This window comes from Streptomyces sp. SudanB182_2057 (assembly GCF_964272715.1).
Lineage (GTDB): Bacteria > Actinomycetota > Actinomycetes > Streptomycetales > Streptomycetaceae > Streptomyces > Streptomyces rubradiris.
On the sequence record NZ_OZ186798.1, the window covers coordinates 903,977 to 923,871 of the forward strand.

The following is a 19,895-nucleotide window of genomic DNA, read 5'->3' on the forward strand; positions in this document are numbered from 1 at the left end:
TCGTCACCGGCCTCCCCTGGCGTGCCGGGCGAGGTGGCGCAGGGCGGTGGCGAACTCCTCGGCCACCCGGCGCACGGTCGCGGTGTCGTGGACGCCGGGCCGGTGGTGCCAGGTGAAGGCGAGCCGGCCGTGCTGGACGGCGCCGACCACCTCCAGTGGGTGGGAGCCGGGGTCCCGGGGGTCGTGGTCCTGTCCGAAGGAGCCGTGTTCGGCGCGGACCAGGCCGCCGTCCGCCGTGTCGGGCCGGGCGTCCCACTGGCCGAGGTAGTTGAACACCACCTGGCTGTGCGCGGTGCCGCCGAGGCGTTCGCGGACCTCGGGCGGGCCGAAGGTGCGCAGCGCGCCGAAGCCGATGCCGTTCCCGGGTACGGCGCGCAGCTGGCGGCGCACCGACTTCACCAGCGACCGCCAGTCCCGGTCCGGGCCGAGGGCGCCGGGGTCGGGCACCTGGAGGGCCACGGGGTGGACGGTGGTGAACCAGCCGACGGTGCGGGTCAGGTCGACGCCGTCGAGCAGGTCCTCGCGGCCGTGTCCCTCCAGGTCCAGGCGGACCCGGTCGCGTCCCGTCCAGCGGGCCAGGGCCAGGGCGAGGGCGGCGAGCAGGACGTCGTTGACGCGGGTGCGGTAGGCGGTGGGGGCGGAGCGCAGCAGGGCCGTGGTGTCCTCCTCGTCGAGTTCCACGTCCACCGTGGCGGCCGGTCCGGCGCCGGTGGCCGGCATCGGGGACTCCTCGGTGTCCACCGCCTGTTCCCAGTAGGGCAGTTCGTGGTCGAGTCCGCCCTCGGCGACGTGTGCGGCGAGCCGCCGGGACCACTCCCGGAAACTGGTGCTCCGCTCCCCCAGGGTGACCGGGCCGCCGTGGCGGGCCTGCCGGTAGGCGGTCTCCAGGTCGTCGCGCAGGATGCGCCAGGAGACGGCGTCCACGACCAGGTGGTGGGCGACGAGGAGGAGGAAGACCGGCCGGTCGGCCGCGCCGGTGAACAGGGCCGCCCGCAGGTGCGGGCCGCGGGCCAGGTCGAAGCTCGCGTGGAGTTCGTCGGCGGCCTTGGCCATGGCGGCGTCGGCGTCGTCGGCGGACAGGCCCGTCAGGTCGTGCCGGGTCAGGATGTCCTGACCGGTGGCGGGCGGCGGGTTGAACTGCCGCCAGCCGTCGGGCTCCTGGGTGAACGTCATGCGCAGGGCGTCGTGGTGTTCCAGCAGCGCGTCGAGTGCGGCGCCCAGGGCGCGCGGGTCGGGGGTGCCGTCGAGTTCCAGCAGTGCCGACTGGTTGAAGTGGTGGTGGGCGGCGCGCGGGGTGGTGAGGAACCAGTGCTGGATCGGGGTGAGCGGCACCTCGCCGGTGACCGGGCCGTCGGCGGACCGCCGGGGCGCGGCGCGGACGACGGTGGCGAGGTCGGCGACGGTCTGGTGGGTGAACAGGTCCCGGGTGGCCACGTGCAGTCCGTCGCGGCGCAGCCGGGAGACGACCTGCATGCTCAGGATGGAGTCCCCGCCGAGCGCGAAGAAGTTGTCGTCGGCGCCGACCTCTTCGATGCCCAGCACATCGGCCCAGATCCGGGCGATCCGGCGTTCGGTGTCGGTGCGCGGCGCGGTGCGCGGTCCGTCCGCGGCCTGGGCGGGGCCGGGCGCGGGCAGCGCGCGGCGGTCGGTCTTGCCGTTCGGGGTGAGCGGCAGCCGCTCCAGCGGGACGAAGACGGAGGGGACCATGTGCGGGGGCAGCGACCCGGCCAGGTGCAGCCTCAGTTCGCCGACGGGCAGGGCGGTGCCGTCCGGTTCCGCCGGGACGACGTAGGCGACGAGCCGGGCCGGTGCGCCGGGCCGGTCCGCGCGGACGACGACGGCCGCGTCCCGGACCAGGGGGCTGCGGCGCAGCGCGCTCTCGATCTCGCCGGGTTCGATGCGGTAGCCGCGCAGCTTGACCTGGTCGTCGGCGCGTCCGGCGAACCGGAGCCGGCCGTCGGCGGTCCACCGCACGAGGTCCCCGGTGCGGTACATCCGCTCCCCCGGCGCCCCGGACGGGTCGGGCAGGAACCGCTGGGCGGTCAGTCCCGGCCGGCCCAGATAGCCGCGGGCCAGGCCGGGCCCGGAGACGTACAGCTCGCCGGTCACGCCGGGCGGTACGGGGCGCAGGGCGGCGTCGAGCACCTGGACGCGGGTGGTGCCGGCGGGGCGGCCGATGGAGGGGGTGCCGGTGCCCGGGGTCAGCGGGCCGGTCCAGGTGGCGACCACGGTGGCCTCGGTGGGGCCGTAGGAGTTGATCATCCGGCGGCCGGGGGCCCAGGTGTCGACCAGGTCGGCGGGGCATGCCTCGGCGCCCACGATGAGGGTGCGCAGCCGGGGCAGGGCGGCGGCGGCCTGGGGCGGTACGGTGGCCAGCGCGGCCGGCGGGATCAGGGTGTGGGTGATCTCCCGTGCGGCGAGCACCTCGGCGAGCCGCTCCCCGACCAGTGGCCCTTCCTCGCCGGTGACCAGCGCGGCCCCGCCGAGCAGGGAGACGCATAGTTCCAGCACGGAGGCGTCGAAGCTCGGGGAGGCGAACTGCAGGACCCGGTCGCCGGGGCCCGCCGCGTACTGGTCGGCGGCCGCCGCGGCGAAGGAGGCCAGGCCCCGGTGGGTGACCACGACGCCCTTGGGGGTGCCGGTGGAGCCGGAGGTGTAGATGACGTAGACGGGGTGGGCGGGGGTGAGCGCGGTGGCGCGGTCGGCGTCGGTGGGCGCCGTGTCCGGTCCGGCGGCGGTCCACACCTCGGCGGGGTCGGCGAGGACCAGGTGGGCGCCCGCGTCCCGGATCATGAACTCCCTTCTGGGGGCGGGGTAGTCGGGGTCCACGGGGAGGAAGGCGCCGCCGGCCTTGGCGACGGCGAGCTGGGCCACCACGGTCGACGCCGAGCGGGGCAGCGCCAGGGCCACCACGCGCTCCGGTCCGACGCCGTCCGCGAGGAGCCGGTGGGCCAGCCGGTTGGCCGCCCGGTCGACCTCGGCGTAGGTCAGTTCGCGGTCGCCGTCGATCAGCGCCACGGCGTCCGGGGTACGGGCCGCCTGCCGTTCGAACAGGGCGGGCAGGGTGGCCTCGGGCACCGGGCGGAAGGTGCCCCGGCCGTGCGCCGCCAGGGCGTTCAGCTGGTCGTCGGAGGCCAGCGGCAGGGCGCCGAGCGGGCGGCCGGGGTCCTCCGCGACGGCGCGCAGCAGGGTGCCGAGCTGGGCGGCCATCCGTTCGGCGGTGGCCGCGTCGAACAGGTCGGTGTTGTAGGTGAGCAGGCCGTGCAGGGCGCCGGTGCCGGTCTCGGCGAACTCCACGGTGAGGTCGAACGCGGCCTGCTCCGACTCCGGTTCGACGTCGGTGACGTCCAGGCCGGGCAGGTCGAGGGCGGCGGCCGGGGTGTTCTGGAGGACGACCATGACCTGGAAGAGCGGGCTGCGGCTGGTGTCCCGCTCGGGCTGGACGGCGTCCACGACCCGTTCGAACGGCACGTCCTGGTGGGCGAAGGCGTCGCGGACGGTCTGCCGTACGTCGGTGAGGAACGCGGAGAACGGCCGTGCCGCCTCGGCACGGGAGCGCAGCACCAGGGTGTTGACGAAGAACCCGACCAGGTTCTGGGTCTCGGGCCGGTCGCGGCCGGAGGTGACGGTGCCCACGGTGATGTCCTCGGCGCCCGAGAGCCGGGCGAGATAGGCCTGGGCGGCGGCGACCAGCGTGGTGAACAGGGTGGTGCCGTGGTCCCGGGCGAGCCGGGTGAGCCGGGCGACGGCCGGGGCGGGCACGGTCAGCCGGGTGCTCGCGCCCGAACTGGTGCGCACCGGCGGGCGGGGCCGGTCGGTGGGCAGTTCCAGCGGCGTCGTGCCGGCCAGCCGCTCCTTCCAGTAGGCGAGGTGCTCGTCGGCGTCGCCGTCCCCGGTGGTGTGCTGCCAGTGCGCGTAGTCGGCGTACTGCACCGGCAGCGGCGGCAGCTCCGCTTCGGCCGCGCCGAGTTCGGCTCGGTAGTGGTGGGCGAGGTCGCCGAGCAGGACGGCGGTGGACCAGCCGTCGGTGACGATGTGGTGCAGGGCGAGGGACAGGACGTGGTCCTGCTCGCCGAGCCGGATCAGGCCGGTCCTGAGCAGCGGTCCCTCGCGCAGGTCGAAGGGGCGGGCGCGGTCCTCGGCGAGCAGCCGCCGCACCTCCGGCTCCCTGATGGCGTCGGCGACTTGCGAGAGGTCGCGGACGGGCAGCGGCACCTCCCGGGGCGGGTGGACGATCTGGACGCCGCGCCCGTCGACGCTGTCGAAGGTGGTGCGCAGGGACTCGTGCCGGGCCACCACGGCGTCGAGGGCCGCGCGGAGCGCTCCGGTGTCCAGGGTGCCGCGCAGCCGGAGGGCGAGCGCGGTGACGTACTCCGTGCCGCCGGGCTCGAACTCCTGGAGGAACCACAGGCGTTGCTGGGCGTGGGACATCGGGGCGACGGCGCCGCGGTCGGCCCGGGCCGGCGCCGGGCGGCCGGATCCGCGCCGGGTGGAGAGGAGGCGGGCCAGGGCGGCCGGGGTGGGGTGGGTGAACACCGCGCGCGGGGTGATGTCGGTGCCGAAGTCCTCGGCGAGGCGGGAGGCGAGCCGGATGCTCAGGATCGAGTCGCCGCCGAGCTGGAAGAAGTCGTCCTCCACACCGGGCGGTTCGCTGCCCAGCACCTCCGCGAAGACGGCCGCCGTGCGCCGCTCGGCCTCGGTGCGGGGCTCGGTCCGGGCGCGCCCCGGCAGGGCCTCGGGCGCGGGCAGGGCGGCCCGGTCGACCTTGCCGTTGCGGCTGAGCGGGAGGGCGGCCAGTGGGACCACGGCGGCGGGCACGAGGTAGTCGGGCAGGGTGCGGGCGGCGAAGGCCCGCAGCTCCTCGGCGTCCCGGCCGGCCTCTCCGACGACGTAGGCCACGAGCCGTTTGGCGCCCGGCCGGTCCTCGCGGGCCAGGACGGCGACGTCCGTCACGCCCGGGTGGGCGGCGAGCGCGGCCTCGGCCTCGCCCGGCTCGACCCGGAAGCCGCGGATCTTGACCTGGTCGTCGGCCCGGCCCAGGAACTCCACGGTGCCGTCCGGGCGCCGCCGGGCCAGGTCGCCCGTGCGGTACATGCGGGTGCCGGGCGGGCCGAAGGGGTCGGCGAGGAAGCGGGCGGCGGTGTCGCCGGGCCGGCCCAGGTAGCCGCGGGCGACGCCCTCGCCGGCCAGGTACAGCTCGCCCGGGCAGCCCGGCGGTACGGGGCGCAGCCGGGCGTCGAGGAGGTGTGCCCGCATGTCGTCCAGCGGCCGGCCGATGGGGACGGTGCCGGGTACGTCCGCCGGGTCGGTGAGGGCGAAGGAGGTCGCGAAGGTGGTGGTCTCGGTGGGGCCGTAGCCGTCCACGACGGTCAGTCCGGGGCAGGCGGCCAGCACCCGGCGCACGGCGGGGGCGGGGACGACGTCACCGCCGGTCCACACCTGGGTCAGGCCCCGGAAGCAGTCGGGGGCGTCCTGGGCGAGCAGCCGGAACAGTCCGGCGGTCAGCCACAGCGCGGTGAGCCCGCCGCCGTCGGCGAGCCGGCGCAGCAGGGCCGCGTCCACGCTCTCGCCGGGCGCCACGACCACCCGGCCGCCGTTGAGGAGGGGCGCCCACACCTCGAAGGTGGCCGCGTCGAACGCCACCGGCGAGTGCAGCAGCACCCGGTCGCACACCCCGCCGCCGAACCTGCTGTCGGTGCCCAGCGCCGCCACGTCCCGGTGCCGTACCGCGACGGCCTTGGGCAGCCCGGTGGAGCCGGAGGTGAACATGACGTAGGCCAGCCGGTCGGGGTCGGCGGGCGGCAGGCGGTGCCCCGCCGTTCCGGGGCGGGTGGCGGTCACGTCCGCTGTCGTGAGGTGGGTGGTCGCGCCCGCCTGGGCGAGCAGGGTGCGGCGGCGTTCCTCGGGGGCGCGGGTGTCGACGGGGACGTAGGCGCCGCCGGCCAGCAGGACCGCGAGCTGGGCGACGACGAGTTCGGCGCAGCGGTCCATCAGCAGGGCCACCCGGTCCTCGGGCGCCAGCCCGCCGGCCAGCAACCGTCCGGCCAACGCGCTCGCCCACTCGTGCAGTTCGCGGTAGGTCAGCTCGCGGTCGCCGTCGTGGACCGCGACCGCGTCCGGGGTGCGGCGGGCCTGCTCGGCGAACAGGTCCACGGGACTGCGCGGGTCGGCCGGGCGGGCGGTGGTGTTCCAGGCGGCCAGCAGCTCGCGGTCGGCCGGGGTGAGCAGGTCGAGGGCGGCCAGGTCGGTGTCGAAGCCGTCGGCGAGGGTGGTGAGCAGTGCGGCCAGCCGGCCGGCGGCGCGCTCGGCGGTGCCGGCGTCGAACAGGGCGGGGTCGTAGGCCAGCTCGAAGCCGAGCCGTTCGTCCAGGTGGGCGCGCAGGCACCAGGCGAAGGTGGTGGCGTCGTCGGCGCGCACCTCCTCGACCCGGACGCCGGTGCGGGCGGTCGCCGCCTCGTCCACGGGGTAGTTCTCGAACACCACCATGCTGTCGAACAGCGGTTCGCCGGGCGGGACTTCGCCGACGGCCTGGATACGGGGCAGGGCGAGGAAGTCGAAGCGGCGGGCGTCGCTCTGCCGTTCCTGGAGGCCGCGCAGCCAGGGCAGCACCGGCCCGGCGGGGACCCGGACCCGGGTCGGCACGGTGTTGACGAACATGCCGATCATGCCCTCCACGCCGGGCAATTCGGCCGGGCGGCCGGAGACGGTGGTGCCGAACACCACGTCGTCCCGGCCGCCGGTGCGGGCCAGCAGCAGCGCCCAGGCGCCCTCCACCACGGTGTTGACGGTGAGTCCGGCGCGGGCGGCGCCGTCCCGCAGCCGCCGGGAGACCTCGGGGTCCAGCTCGCGGTGGACGGCGGCGGCGGAGCGGGTCCGGTGGGCCTCGGCGGGCGTGCGGTCGTACGGCAGCGGGGTGCGGGCGGTGAACCCGGCGAGCGCGTCCGCCCAGTGCCGTTCGGCGGCCGTCTCGTCCTGCGCGCGCAGCCAGTGCAGGAAGTCCGCGAAGGGCCGCCGGGCCGGGGGCGCCTCCTCGGGGCCGCCGGTGAGGGCCGCGTAGCGTGCGCAGACCTCGGTGAGCAGCTGTCCGGTGCTCCAGCCGTCGAGGACGATGTGGTGGGTGGACCACAGCAGCAGCACCTCGTCGCCGGGCAGGGCGGCCAGGGTGAGCCGGGTGAGCGGCGCGCGGGTGAGGTCCAGGCCGGCCGCGCGGTCCTCGGCGAGCAGCCGCTCGGTGGCCTCGGCGCGCTCGGCGGGTGTCAGGGTGCGCCAGTCGAGGTGGGTGACGGGCAGTTCGGCGTGGCGGTGGACGACCTGGACGGGGTGGGGCAGGCCGTGCCAGTGGACGCTGGTGCGCAGCGCCGGGGTGCGGTCGGCGACCTGCTGCCAGGCGGCGGCGAACGCGCGCGGGTCGGCCACCCCGGACAGCCGTACGGCGGTGCGGTCGAAGTAGGCGTGCGCGGTGTCGACGAGGCCGTGGAAGAGCATGCCGGACTGGAGCGGGGTGAGCGGCAGCACGTCCTCGGTGTGCCGGCCGGTGCCGACGAGCCGGTCCAGCTGGTCCTGGCCGAGGCCGGCGAGGGGGAAGTCGGAGGGGGTGCGGCCGCCGGCCGCGGGGTCCGCGCAGTGCGCCACGATCTCGCGCAGGGCGGTGAGGGTGTCCTCGGCGAGCCGGCGGACGGTGGCCTCGTCGTAGACGGCCGCCGGGTAGGTCCAGCCGAGTTCGAGGCGGCCGTACTGGACGACGCCGGTGATGTCCAGCAGGTAGGGGCGGGGTTCGTCCGGGTCGGTGTCGCCTCCCGTCGGGGGCAGCGCGGCGCGGAACAGGCCGTCGGTGCCGTCGGCGTCCCACTGGCCGTGGTAGTTGAAGCCGACCCGCGGGGCCGGGGCGCCGGCGAGGGGGCTGCCGGGCAGCAGGTGGCGCAGGGCGCCGTGGCTCAGGCCGTGCAGCGGGACCGCGCGCAGTTGTTCCTTGACCGAGCGGAGGGTGTCGTGCCAGCCGGCGTCCGGGGCGACGCGCAGCGCCAGGGGGTACTCGGCGGTGAACCAGCCGACGGTCCGGGACAGGTCCACGTCCTCGAACAGTTCCTCCCGGCCGTGGCCCTCGACGCCCAGCAGCACGGTGTCGCGTCCGCACCAGCGGGCCAGGGTGCGGCCGAGGGCGCCGAGCAGGACGTCGTTGACCTGGGTCCGGTAGGTCTGCGGGACCCGGCGCAGCAGGGCGTCGGTGGTGGGCTGGTCCAGGGTGACGGTGAGGGTGGCGGCGGTGCCGTGGGTGTTCGGTCCCGGGCGTCCGGCGGGCAGCTCGGCGGGGGCCTCGCCGGTGCGGGTCCAGTACGGCAGGTCGGCGTCCAGGGCGCCGGAGCGGGTGTGCCGCTCAAGGCGGGCGGCCCAGTGGCCGTAGGGGGTGCCGGTGGCGGGCGGGTCGGCGGGCCGGCCGGCCGCCGCCGCCCGGTGGGCGGCCTCCAGGTCGGCGAGCAGGATGCGCCAGGACACTCCGTCGATCACCAAGTGGTGTGCGGTGATCACCAGTTGGCTCGGCCGCCGCGGACCCCGGTCGAGGAACAGGACCCGGACGACCCGCCCGGCCGTGGGGTCGAGGGCCGCCTGTGCCTGCCGGGTGAGCCGGTCGGCCTCGCGCTCCAGCGCCGGGTCGTCCAGCGCTGCCACGTCGTGCCGGGTGAACACGCCGTCCGGTGCCTCGGGCAGCGCCTCCTGGCGCCAGCCGTCGGCGGTGTGGCGGAACCGGGTGCGCAGGGCGGCGTGGCGGCGGACGACCGCGTCGGTGGCCCGCTCCAGCGCCGGGGAGCGGGTGCCGGCGGCGAGTTCCAGGCGCTGGGTCATGGTGAACCGCAGCGGCCGGGCGGGGTCGCGGCCGTCCAGGTACCAGTGCTGGATGGGGGTGAGCGGCGCCTCGCCGGTCTCCTCGACGACCGTGTGCGGCGCGGATTCCTTGGCGCTCAGGGCGAGTTCGGCGACGGTCTGGTGCCGGAAGACGTCCTTGGCGGTGAGCGCGAGTCCGGCCTGCCGGGCACGGGAGACGATCTGGATGCTCAGGATGGAGTCGCCGCCGAGGGCGAAGAAGTTGTCGCGGGCGCCGACGCGTTCGACGCCGAGCACCTCGGCCCAGATCGCGGCCAGGCGTTCCTCGGTGCCGGGCCGGGGGGCGACGTAGGGGGTGGCGCCGTCGGGCCGCTCGGGCGGGGCGGGCAGGGCGCGCCGGTCGGTCTTGCCGCTGGTGGTGCGCGGGACGCGGGTGAGCGGGACGAACGCGGCGGGCACCATGTGGTCGGGCAGGGTGCGGCGCAGCGCGAGGCGCAGGGCGTCGGCGGACGGGACGCGGCCGGCGGCGGGCACCACATAGCCGACGAGCATGAGCCGGCCGGCGTGTTCCCGGGCGGCCACCGCGGCGTCGGCGACGTCGGGGTGATCCAGCAGGGCGGCCTCCACCTCGCCGGGCTCGATGCGGAATCCGCGGATCTTGACCTGTTCGTCCGCCCGGCCGAGGAACTCCAGCAGCCCGTCCCGGCCCCAGCGGGCCCGGTCCCCGGTGCGGTACATCCGCTCCCCCGGCGCGCCGAACGGGTCGGCGAGGAAGCGGGCGGCGGTGAGGCCGGGCCGGTTCAGATAGCCGCGGGCGACCTGCGCCCCGGCCAGGTACAGCTCGCCGGGCACACCGGGCGGCACCGGGCCGAGGGCGCCGTCGAGGACGTAGGCGCGCAGGCCGCCGCCGGGGCGGCCGATGACCGGGCGGTCGGGGCGGTCCGCGGTACGGCCGTAGACGGCGTCGACGGTGCATTCGGTGGGCCCGTACATGTTGTACACGGCCACGCCCAGCTCCCGTTGGGCGCGGGCGAGTTCGCGCCAGTCCGCCGGGGTGACGGCCTCGCCGCCGACGAGCAGCAGGCGCGGGTGGTGGCGGCCGGGGGCGAGCAGTCCGGCGGCGGTGAGTTCGCGCAGGAACGTCGGGGTGACGTTGACCAGGTCCAGGCGGTGTTCGGCGACCTGGGCGCAGAACGCGCGCGGATCGAGGCGGACGTCCTCGTCTATGAGGTGCACCTCGTGGCCGAGGGCGAGGAGCAGGGGCCCCTCCCAGGAGGTGTCGAAGGAGAAGGAGGCGCTGAGCGCGGCGCGCAGCCTGCGTCCGTCCGCGGTGTGCGGGGCGAGCAGGCCCTCGCGGTGGTCGTGGCAGAGGTTGACCAGCTGCCGGTGTTCGACGGCGACGCCCTTGGGGCGGCCGGTGGAGCCAGAGGTGTAGACGAGGTAGGCGGTGTGCCGGGGCAGCAGGGGCCGGACGCGGTCGGCGTCGGTCGGGTCGCGGTCGGGCAGCCGGTCCCAGAGCACCTCGTCGAGGCCGGTCAGCAGGGTGTGCGGGCGGGCGTCGGCGAGCAGGAGGTCCTGCCGCTGCCGGGGCAGTTGGGGGTCCAGGCAGAGCAGGGTGGCGCCCGCCTTGAGGACCGCGAGCAGGGCGACCATCAGGTCGGTGGTGCGCGGCAGGCGTACGGCGATCACGTCCTCGGGGCCCGCGCCCCGGGCGATGAGGTGGTGGGCGAGCCGGTTGGCGCGCCGGTTGAGCGCGGCGAAGTCGAGGATGGTGTCGCGGGCGGCCAGAGCGGTGTGGTGGGGGGTGCGGGCGGCCTGGGCCTCGAAGAGGGCGGGGAAGGTGGTGTCCGGCGTGGGCAGCGGGGCGCCCCGGCCGTGGCGGAGCACCTGGTGCCGTTCGTCACCAGTCATCAGCGGCAGCCGGCCCACTCGCAGCCCGGGGTCGTCGGCGGCGGCCTCCAGCAGGACGCGCAGCCGGGCGGCGAGGCGTTCGGCGGTGTCGGCGTCGAACAGGCCGGTGCTGTACTCCAGATGGCCGGTGAGGCCGTCGTCGGTCTCCACGAAGTCGAAGGCGAGGTCGAAGCCGGCGGTGCGGACCGGCGGGGTGACCGGTTCCACCGTCAGGCCGGGCAGCCGGGGCGGCTCGGCGTCGAGGTTGTGCAGGGCGACCATGACCTGGAACAGCGGCGTACGGCTGGTGTCCCGCTCGGGCTGGACGGCGTCCACGACGCGTTCGAAGGGCACTTCCTGGTGGGCGGACGCCTCCAGGACGGTGGTGCGCACCTCGGCCAGCAGCTCCCGGAAGGACAGGTCGGGGCGGACCTGGGCGCGCAGTACGAGCGTGTTGACGAACATGCCGACCACGTCGTGCAGTTCGGGCCGCTCCCGGCCGGCGGTGACGGTGCCGACGGTGACGTCCTCCTGGCCCGCCCAGCGGGCGAGCAGCACCTGACATGCCGTCACCAGGGTCATGTAGAGGGTGGCGTCGGCTTCCCGGCCGCGCTCACGCAGCCGCTCGGTGAGGGCGGCGGGCAGGGTGAACGTCAGCAGGGCGCCCTCACGGGTGCGGACGGCGGGGCGCGGCCGGTCGGTGGGCAGTTCCAGCGGGACCACGCCGTCCAGGGCCTCGCGCCAGTAGGCGAGGTCGGCGTCCGCCCGCTCGGTCCGGGCACGCTGCCAGGCGGCGTAGTCGGCGTAGCGGACGGACAGGCCGGGCAGGTCGGGGCGGCGGCCTTCCAGGGCCGCCGTGTACAGCTCGCCGAGGTCCCGGGCCAGCACACCGCCGGACCAGCCGTCGGTGACGATGTGGTGGACGGCCAGCACGAGGACGTGCTCGTCGGCGGCGAGCCGGGCCAGGCGGGCCCGCAGCAGCGGCCCGGCGGCCAGGTCGAAGGGGGTGGCGGCCTCGCGGTCCAGCAGGGCGTCCAGCGCGGCGCTGTCCGCGAGGTCGTCCACCGGGAGGTCCACGGGCCGTGGCGGGTGCACGGACTGCCGTGCCTGCCCGTCGTGTTCGGCGAAGGTGGTGCGCAGCGCCTCGTGCCGGGCGACCAGGCCGTCCAGCGCGGTGCCGAGCGCGCCGGTGTCCAGGGCGCCGCGCAGGCGCAGCACGGACAGGGTCGTGTACGCGGTGCCGCCCGGCTCGAACCGGTCGAGGAACCACAGGCGTTGCTGGGCGTACGACAGGGGGGCCGGGGTGTCCGGGCCGGTGGCCGGGATGGCGTCGGCGGTGGTGCTCCCGGTGCGGGGCTCGCCCAGTTCGGCGGCGAGGCCGGACAGCGTGGAGTGGGTGAACAGCAGCCGGGGCGAGACGTCCGTGCCGAAGGCGGCGCGCAGCCGGGAGGTGACGCGCACGGCGAGGATGGAGTCGCCGCCGAGGGCGAAGAAGTCGTCGTCGGCGCCGACCTCGTCGGTGTCCAGGACGTCCGTCCAGGCGGCGGCGACCAGCCGTTCGGCGGGGGTGCGCGGCGGGGTCCGGCCGGCGTCGGCGGCGAAGCCGTCGGGGCCGGGCGCGGGCAGGGCGCGCCGGTCGAGCTTGCCGTTGGCGGTGAGCGGCAGCGCGGCCAGCGGCACATAGGCGGCCGGCACCATGTGCGCGGGCAGCGACCCCGCCAGGTGGGCGCGGAGTTCGGTGGCGGAGGGGGGCGGTACGGCGCGGTCGCCGGTGCCGGTGCCGACGACGTGGGCGACGAGCCGGCGGGTGCCGGCGGCGTCCTCGTACACGCCGACGGTGGCCGCGCCGACGCCCGGGTGGCGGTGCAGGGCGGCCTCGATCTCGCCGGGCTCGATGCGGTAGCCGCGGATCTTCACCTGCTGGTCGGCGCGGCCCAGGTACTCCAGGGTGCCGTCGGCCCGCCAGCGGGCGCGGTCGCCGGTGCGGTACATGCGGGTGCCGGGGCGGCCGAACGGGTCGGCGGGGAAGCGGGTGGCGGTGAGTCCGGGGCGGCCCAGGTAGCCGCGGGCCAGGCCCTCGCCGGCTACGTAGAGTTCGCCGACGGCGCCGGGCGGCACCGGCTCCAGGCGGCCGTCGAGGACGTAGAGCCTGAGGTCGGGGATGCCGGTGCCGATGGGGCTCGCGGTGCCGGCGCGGGCCGCCCGGGCGTCCAGCGGGGCGTAGGTGACGTGCACGGTGGTCTCGGTGATGCCGTACATGTTCACCAAGCGGGGCGCGGTGTCCGGGTGGCGGGCGTACCAGTCGGTGAGCCGGGTGACGTCCAGCGCCTCGCCGCCGAACACCACCGTGCGCAGCGCCAGCTCCCGGCTCACCTCGGGCAGTTCGGCGTCGGCGCGGATCAGCGGGTAGAAGGCGGACGGGGTCTGGTTGAGGACGGTGACCCGTTCATCGGCGAGCAGGCGCAGGAAGTCCTCCGGGGAGCGGGCGGTGTCCTCGGGGACGATCACCAGCCGGCCGCCGTGCAGCAGCGGGCCCCACAGCTCCCACACCGAGAAGTCGAAGGCGTAGGAGTGGAACAGCGTCCACACGTCGTCGGGGCCGAAGCCGAACCAGTCCCGGGTGCGGGTGAACAGCCGGACGACGTTCGCGTGCGGGACGACGACGCCCTTGGGGCGGCCGGTGGAGCCGGAGGTGTAGATGGCGTAGGCCGGGCTCTCGGGCAGCGCGCGGCGGGGCGGGCCGGCGGCCGGGCGGCGGGCCAGGTCGGCGCGCACCTCCGGGTCGTCCAGCGCCACCCGGGCCGCGCCGGTGTCCGCCAGGGTCCGCCCGGTGGTGACGAGCGCCACCGGCCGGGCGTCGTCCAGCAGGTGCCGGACGCGCTCGGCGGGCAGGGCGGGGTCGATGGGCAGGTAGGCGGCGCCGGTCTTGAGGACGGCGAGGACGGCCACGACGAGGTCGGTGGAGCGGGGCAGGGCGAGGGCGACGAACGTCTCGGGCCCGGCGCCGAGTTCGGCGAGCCGGTGCGCGAGCCGTCCCGAACGCGCGTCCAGGGTGGCGTAGTCGAGCCGTTCACTGCCGTAGCTGACGGCCTCGGCGTCGGGGGTGCGGGCGGCCTGGGCGGTGAACAGGGCGTCCAGGGTGCCGGCGGGCCGGCCCTCGGCGGTGCCGTTCCAGTCCGTCAGCATCCGGTGCCGCTCCTCGGCCGTGGTCCAGGCGAGGGCGCGCACGGGCCGGTCCGGGTCGTCGGCCAGCTCGGTGAGCAGCAGGCACAGCCGGCCGGCGAGGGCGCGTACGGTCGGGGCGTCGAACAGCTCGGGGTCGTAGCCGAGGTCGAAGCCGAACCGCTCGCCCTGCCAGGCGCGCAGCACCAGCGGGTAGTTGGTGGCGTCGCGGGCCGAGACGTCGGCCAGGCGGATGCCGGTGGCGGCGGAACGCGCCTGGTCGAAGGGGTAGTTCTCGAAGGCGACCATGCTGTCGAACAGCGGGCTGCCGGCGGGTACGTCGCTCAGCGCGGTCAGTTCGGCGAGGGACACGTCGGCGAACCGCCGCGCCTCGGCCTGCTCTTCCTGGAGGCGCCGGAGCCAGTCGGCCGCGGTGCCCGCGTCGTCCACGCGGACGCGGGTGGGCAGGGTGTTGATGAACATGCCCACCATGGACTCGGCGCCGGGCAGGTCGTCGGGGCGGCCGGAGACGGTGGTGCCGAACAGCACGTCCGGCTCGGCGGCGTAGCGGGACAGTAGCAGCGCCCAGGCGCCCTGGACCACGGTGCCGAGGGTGAGTCCGGCCGCGCGGGCGGTGCGGGCGAGGCGTGCGGAGACCTCGTCGGACAGGGCGGCGGTGTGCACGCGGCCGGAGCGGGTCTCGTGGCCGGGGCGGCGGACGCGGTCGGCGGGCAGCGGGGTGGGGGTGGCGAACCCGGCGAGGACGGTCCGCCAGTGCGCGCGGGCGGCCTCGGTGTCCCGGCCGGCCAGCCAGCGCACGTAGTCGCCGAACGGCCGCCGCGCCGGGGGCCGTGGCGCGGTGCCGGCGGTGAGGGCCGCGTACTCCTCGAACACGTCGGTGAGCACCTGGGCGAGGCTCCAGCCGTCCAGGATCAGGTGGTGGGAGGTCCACAGCAGGTGCAGCCGGGCGTCCGGCAGCCGGATCAGGGTGAGCCGCGTCAGCGGTGCCGTGCCGAGGTCCAGGCCGCGCGCGAGGTCGTCGGCGCGCAGCCGCTCCAGCCGCGCGTCCCGCTCCCGCTCGTCCAGCTCCCGCCAGTCCACCTGCTCTATGGGTACGGCGACTTGCCGGTGGACGACCTGGAGCGGCACGGGGACGCCCTCCCACACCACCGAGGTGCGCAGGGCCGGGGTGCGGTCGGTCACCCGCTGCCAGGCCAGGGCGAGGGCGTCGGGGTCGGTGACGCCGTCCAGCAGGAGGGCGGCCTGGTCCACGTACACGTCGTCCGGTCCGCCGACCAGCCGGTGGAAGAGCATGCCCTCCTGGAGCGGGGTGAGCGGCAGCAGGTCCTCCACGTCCCGTCCGTCGCCCACCAGGCGGTCCACCGCGGCCTGGTCCAGGCGGGCCAGCGGGAAGTCGGAGGGGGTACGGCCGCCCGCGCCGGGCCGGGCGCAGTGCTCGGCGATGGATGCGAGCGCGGCCACCATGGCGTCGGCCAGCCGGCGTACGGTGCCGGTGTGGTGCACCTGATCGCTGTAGTGCCAGGTGATCTCCAGCTCGCCGTCGGCGACCAGGGCGGACACGTCCAGGAGGTGGTCCAGGGGCGCGCCGGGGTCCATGTCGGGGCCGGGTACGTCGGCGGCGGGCGCGAAGTCGCCTCCGGCGGGCGCCTCCCACTGGCCGTGGTAGGTGAAGCACACCTGCGGCAGCGGGAGTTCACCGAGTGCCCGGGCCTCGGGCCGGGGTGAGCCGAGGTGGCCGAGGGCCTGGTAGCCGAGGCCGCGCCGGGGTACGGCCCGCAGCCGTTCCTTGACGGCCTTGAGGGTGGCCCCCCAGTCGTCGGGGCCCGCCGGGGTGAGGGTGACCGGATACTGGGTGGTGAACCAGCCGACCGTGCGGGCCAGGTCGGCGCCCGCGGCCAGGTCCTCCTCGCGGCCGTGGCCCTCCAGGGCGACGGTCACCCGGTCGGTGCCGGTCCAGTCGGCCAGCACCCGGCCCAGCGCGCTCAGCAGCACGTCGTTGACCTGGGTGCGGTAGACGCCGGGCACCTTGCGCAGCAGGGCCTCGGTGGTGGCCCGGTCCACCCGGGTGCGGAGCGTGCGCACGGATCCGGCGAGCGGGGTGCCGGGCAGGTCGACGGGGAGCGGGGCGGGCGGCTCGGCGGTCTCCCGTGTCCAGTAGGGCAGGTCGTCGTCCAGGCCGCCGGACCGGACCCGTTCCGCGAGGGCGCGCGCCCAGGTGGTGAACGGGGTGTGTTCGGGCTCCAGTCGGGGATCCCGGCCCGCCGCGGCCTGCCGGTAGGCGGTCTCCAGGTCGGCGAGCAGGATCCGCCAGGAGACGCTGTCGACGGCCAAGTGGTGGGCGGTGACGAAGAGTCGCGGGCGGTCCGGGCCGGTGAGCAGGGCGGCGCGCAGCAGGGTGCCGGTGGCCGGGTCCAGCGCGGCGCGGGCGGCTCGGGCCGCCTCGGCGGGCGGGGTGCCGGGGGCGCAGCGGGTCAGCAGCCCGTCGGCCGGGCCGGTGCCGGGGTGCTGGTACCAGGTGTCCTCGGTGCGGGTGAAGCGGGTGCGCAGGGCGGGGTGGCGGGCGACCACCGCGTCCAGCGCCCGTTCCAGTGCCCGTTCGTCGAGGTCGTGGGGCAGGTCGAGCAGCATCGACATGCCGAAGTGGCGCAGCGGCCCGTGCGTGGCGAAGAACCATTCCTGGACCGGGGTGAGCGGGGCGGGCCCGTCCTCCCGCGGGCGCCGGGGCGCGGGGACGGCGGCGGTGCGGCGGGGCGCGGCGGCGGCCAGGTCGGCGACCGTCTGGTGGCGGAAGACGTCCCGTGAGCCGATGTCGAGCCCGGCGGCGCGGGCCCGGGAGACGGCCTGGATGCCGAGGATGGAGTCGCCGCCCAGCTCGAAGAAGTTGTCGGTGACGCCCACCCGGTCCACCCCGAGCACCTCGGCCCAGATGCCGGCGAGGAGTTCCTCCTCCGGGGTGCGTGGTGCGGTGAACTTCCGTTCCTCCACGCTGTGTTCGGGGGCCGGGAGGGCGCGGCGGTCCAGCTTGCCGCTGGTGGTCAGCGGCAGCGCCTGAAGCGGGGTGAAGGAGGAGGGCACCAGCGCCTCGGGCAGCACCCGGCGCAGGGCCGCCCGCAGGTCGGCGGGGGCGGGCCGGGGCGCGCCGGGCGCGGGGACGACATAGGCGGCCAGGCGGGTGTGGCCGTGCGGGTCGGGCACGGCGACGACCGCGGCGGCGGCGATGCCGTCCAGGGCGAGCAGGGCGGCCTCGATCTCGCCGGGCTCGATGCGGTGGCCGCGCACCTTGACCTGGTCGTCGGCGCGCCCGAGGTAGTCGAGGCGGCCGTCGGCGGTCCAGCGGGCGAGGTCACCGGTGCGGTACATGCGCTCGCCCGGCGCCCCGTACGGGTCGGCGAGGAAGCGGGCCGCGGTCAGCCCCGGCCGGCCGGTGTAGCCCCGGGCGAGCTGCGGGCCCGCCAGGTACAGCTCGCCGCCGACGCCGGGCGGCACCGGCCGGAGCCGGGCGTCCAGCACATACGCCCGCAGTCCGGGCAGCGGGCGGCCCACCAGCGGGCGGTCGCGGCCGTCGATCCGGCAGGACAGCGCGTCGACCGTGCTCTCGGTCGGGCCGTAGAAGTTGTACGCGGTCACGTCCGGGTGGGCGGCCAGTTCCCGCCACAGCGCGGGCCCGACCGGCTCGCCGCCGAGCATGAGGACGCGGGGACGGTGCCGGGGGTCGGTGAGCAGCCCGGCGGGCAGCAGTTGCCGCAGGTAGGAGGGGGTGAGGTCGAGGAAGTCGATGCGGTGCTCGACCACGTACCCGACCAGGGCGGCCGGGTCCATCCGGGTGTCCTCGTCCACCAGGTGCAGCGGGTGGCCGTCGGCCAGCAGCAGCACGCCTTCCAGGGAGGTGTCGAAGGAGAAGGACGCGGTGAGCGCGACCCGCAGCGGGCCGCCGCCCGCCTCGACGACGAAGCCGGACCGGTGTGCGGCCAGCAGGTGGGCCGCCGCGCGGTGGGGCACGGCGACGCCCTTGGGGCGGCCGGTGGAGCCGGAGGTGTGGATGACGTACGCGGTGTGCTCCGCGTCCAGCGGGGCGCGCCGGTCGGCGTCGGTGGGGTCGGTGTCCGGGCCGGTCGCGGGTACGGCGCGCAGCGCGGCCTCGTCCAGGACCAGGGCCGGGCGGACGTCGTCCAGCAGGAACCGGACGCGTTCCTCGGGCAGCGCCGGGTCCAGCGGCAGGTAGCCGGCGCCCGCCTTCCACACGGCGAGGATCGCGGTGATCATGTCGGCGGTGCGCGGCAGCCGCAGCGCGACGAGCCGTTCCGGTCCGGCGCCGAGCGCGATGAGGTGGTGGGCGAGCCGGTTGGCGCGGGCGTTGAGCGTGCCGTAGTCCAGCCGTTCGCCGCCCGCGACGAGGGCGAGGGCACCCGGGGTGCGGGCCGCGCGACGCTGGAAGATCTCCGGGTGGGTGGCCTCGGGCAGGGGTTGCCGGGGGCCGGCGCTCCAGTCGTGCAGGACCTGCCGCAGCTCCTCCCCGGACAGCAGCGGCAGGCTGTCCAGCGGGCGGTCCGGTGCCTCGGCCGCGCCCTGGAGCAGGCGCAGCAGTTGTCCGGCCAGCCGCTCGGCGGTGCCGGCGTCGAACAGGTCGGTGCGGTACTCCAGCAGTCCGGTCAGGCCCGCGCCGTCCGGCACGAACTCGATGCTCAGGTCGAAGGTGGCCGCCCGCCGGGGCACGGCCACGGGGGTGGTGGCGAGACCGCGCGGGGCGGTCGCGGCGGGCGGGGCGGGGTGCAGCAGCACCATCACGTCGAACAGCGGGTTGCGGCCCGCCTCGCGGGGCGCGCCCACCGCCTCCACGATCCGCTCGAACGGCGTGTCGCCGTGGGCGAAGGCGTCGCTGACCGTGTCGGCGGCCTTCGTCAGCAGGTCGCGGAAGGATCCGGAGGCGTCCACCGGGGTCCGCAGCACGACGGTGTTCACGAAGAACCCGACGGTCCGTTCGAGGTCGGTGCGGGGTCGGCCGGGGGTGAGGGAGCCCACGGCGATGTCGTCCTGCCCGGACCAGCGGGCCAGCAGCGCCTGCACGGCGGCTACCAGCGCGGTGTGCAGGGTGCTGTGCCGCTCGGCCGCGAGGTCGCGCAGGCGCGCGGTCAGGGGGGCCGGGACGGTGAAGGTGTGCACGGCGCCCTCGCCCGCCTCCTCGCCGCGCCGCGGCCGGTCCAGGGGCAGCTCGGGCGCCACCGTCCCGGCCAGCTTCTCCTTCCAGTGGGCGAGTTCGCGTTCCAGGCGGGGGCCGGAGAGCTGTGCGCGCTGCCAGACCGCGAAGTCCGGGTACTGCGTCGGCACCGGGGGCAGCTCGGGGGTGACGCCGCGCGCCAAGGCGTCGTAGGCGGCGCACAGTTCGTCCAGCACCACGCCCATCGACCAGCCGTCCGTCACGATGTGATGTGCCGTCAGCAGCAGGACGTGCGCGGTCGCCGACTCGCGCAGCAGCAGGGCGCGCAGCAGCGGTCCGTGCCGCAGGTCGAAGGGACGGGAGTACTCCGCCAGCAGGTCCGCCTCCAGGTCGCCGGTGTCCCGTACCGGGAGCGGCACCGGGCCCGCCGGGTGGACGCGCTGCGCCGGGCGGCCGTCGGTCTCCTCGAAGGTGGTGCGCAGGGCCTCGTGCCGGGCCACGACGGCGGCGAGGGCGGCGCGCAGCGCCTCGTGGTCCACCGCGCCGGTGAGGCGGACCGCGACCGCGCTGTTGTAGCGGGCGTCGCCGGGCCGCAGCCGGTCCAGGAACCACAGGCGCCGCTGGGCGGACGACAGCGGCAGCGGGCGGTCCCGGTCGGCGCGCGGGATGCCCCGCCGGGCGGCCGGGGCGCCGTCGGCGGCCCGGCCGCCCAGGCGCCGCCGCAGCGCCTCCCGCATCTCCTCGGGCAGCGCCTCGGCGCGGTCCCGCCGGGACGGGCCGGAGGGACGGGCGGCACCTGCGGAGGAGCCGGAGGGGTTGGAAGGGGTCGAAGACGTCATGGTCGTCG

Annotated in this window: 1 protein-coding gene; it reads right to left on the bottom strand. The window is 76.5% G+C overall.

The features are described 5' to 3' along the window. Window positions 1-3 precede the first annotated feature (3 nt). On the bottom strand, window positions 4-19,887 hold the full coding sequence (locus ACSURM_RS03710) for a non-ribosomal peptide synthase/polyketide synthase (RefSeq protein WP_436953430.1): 19,884 nt from the start codon (window positions 19,885-19,887) through the stop codon (window positions 4-6). Window positions 19,888-19,895: the final 8 nt, after the last annotated feature.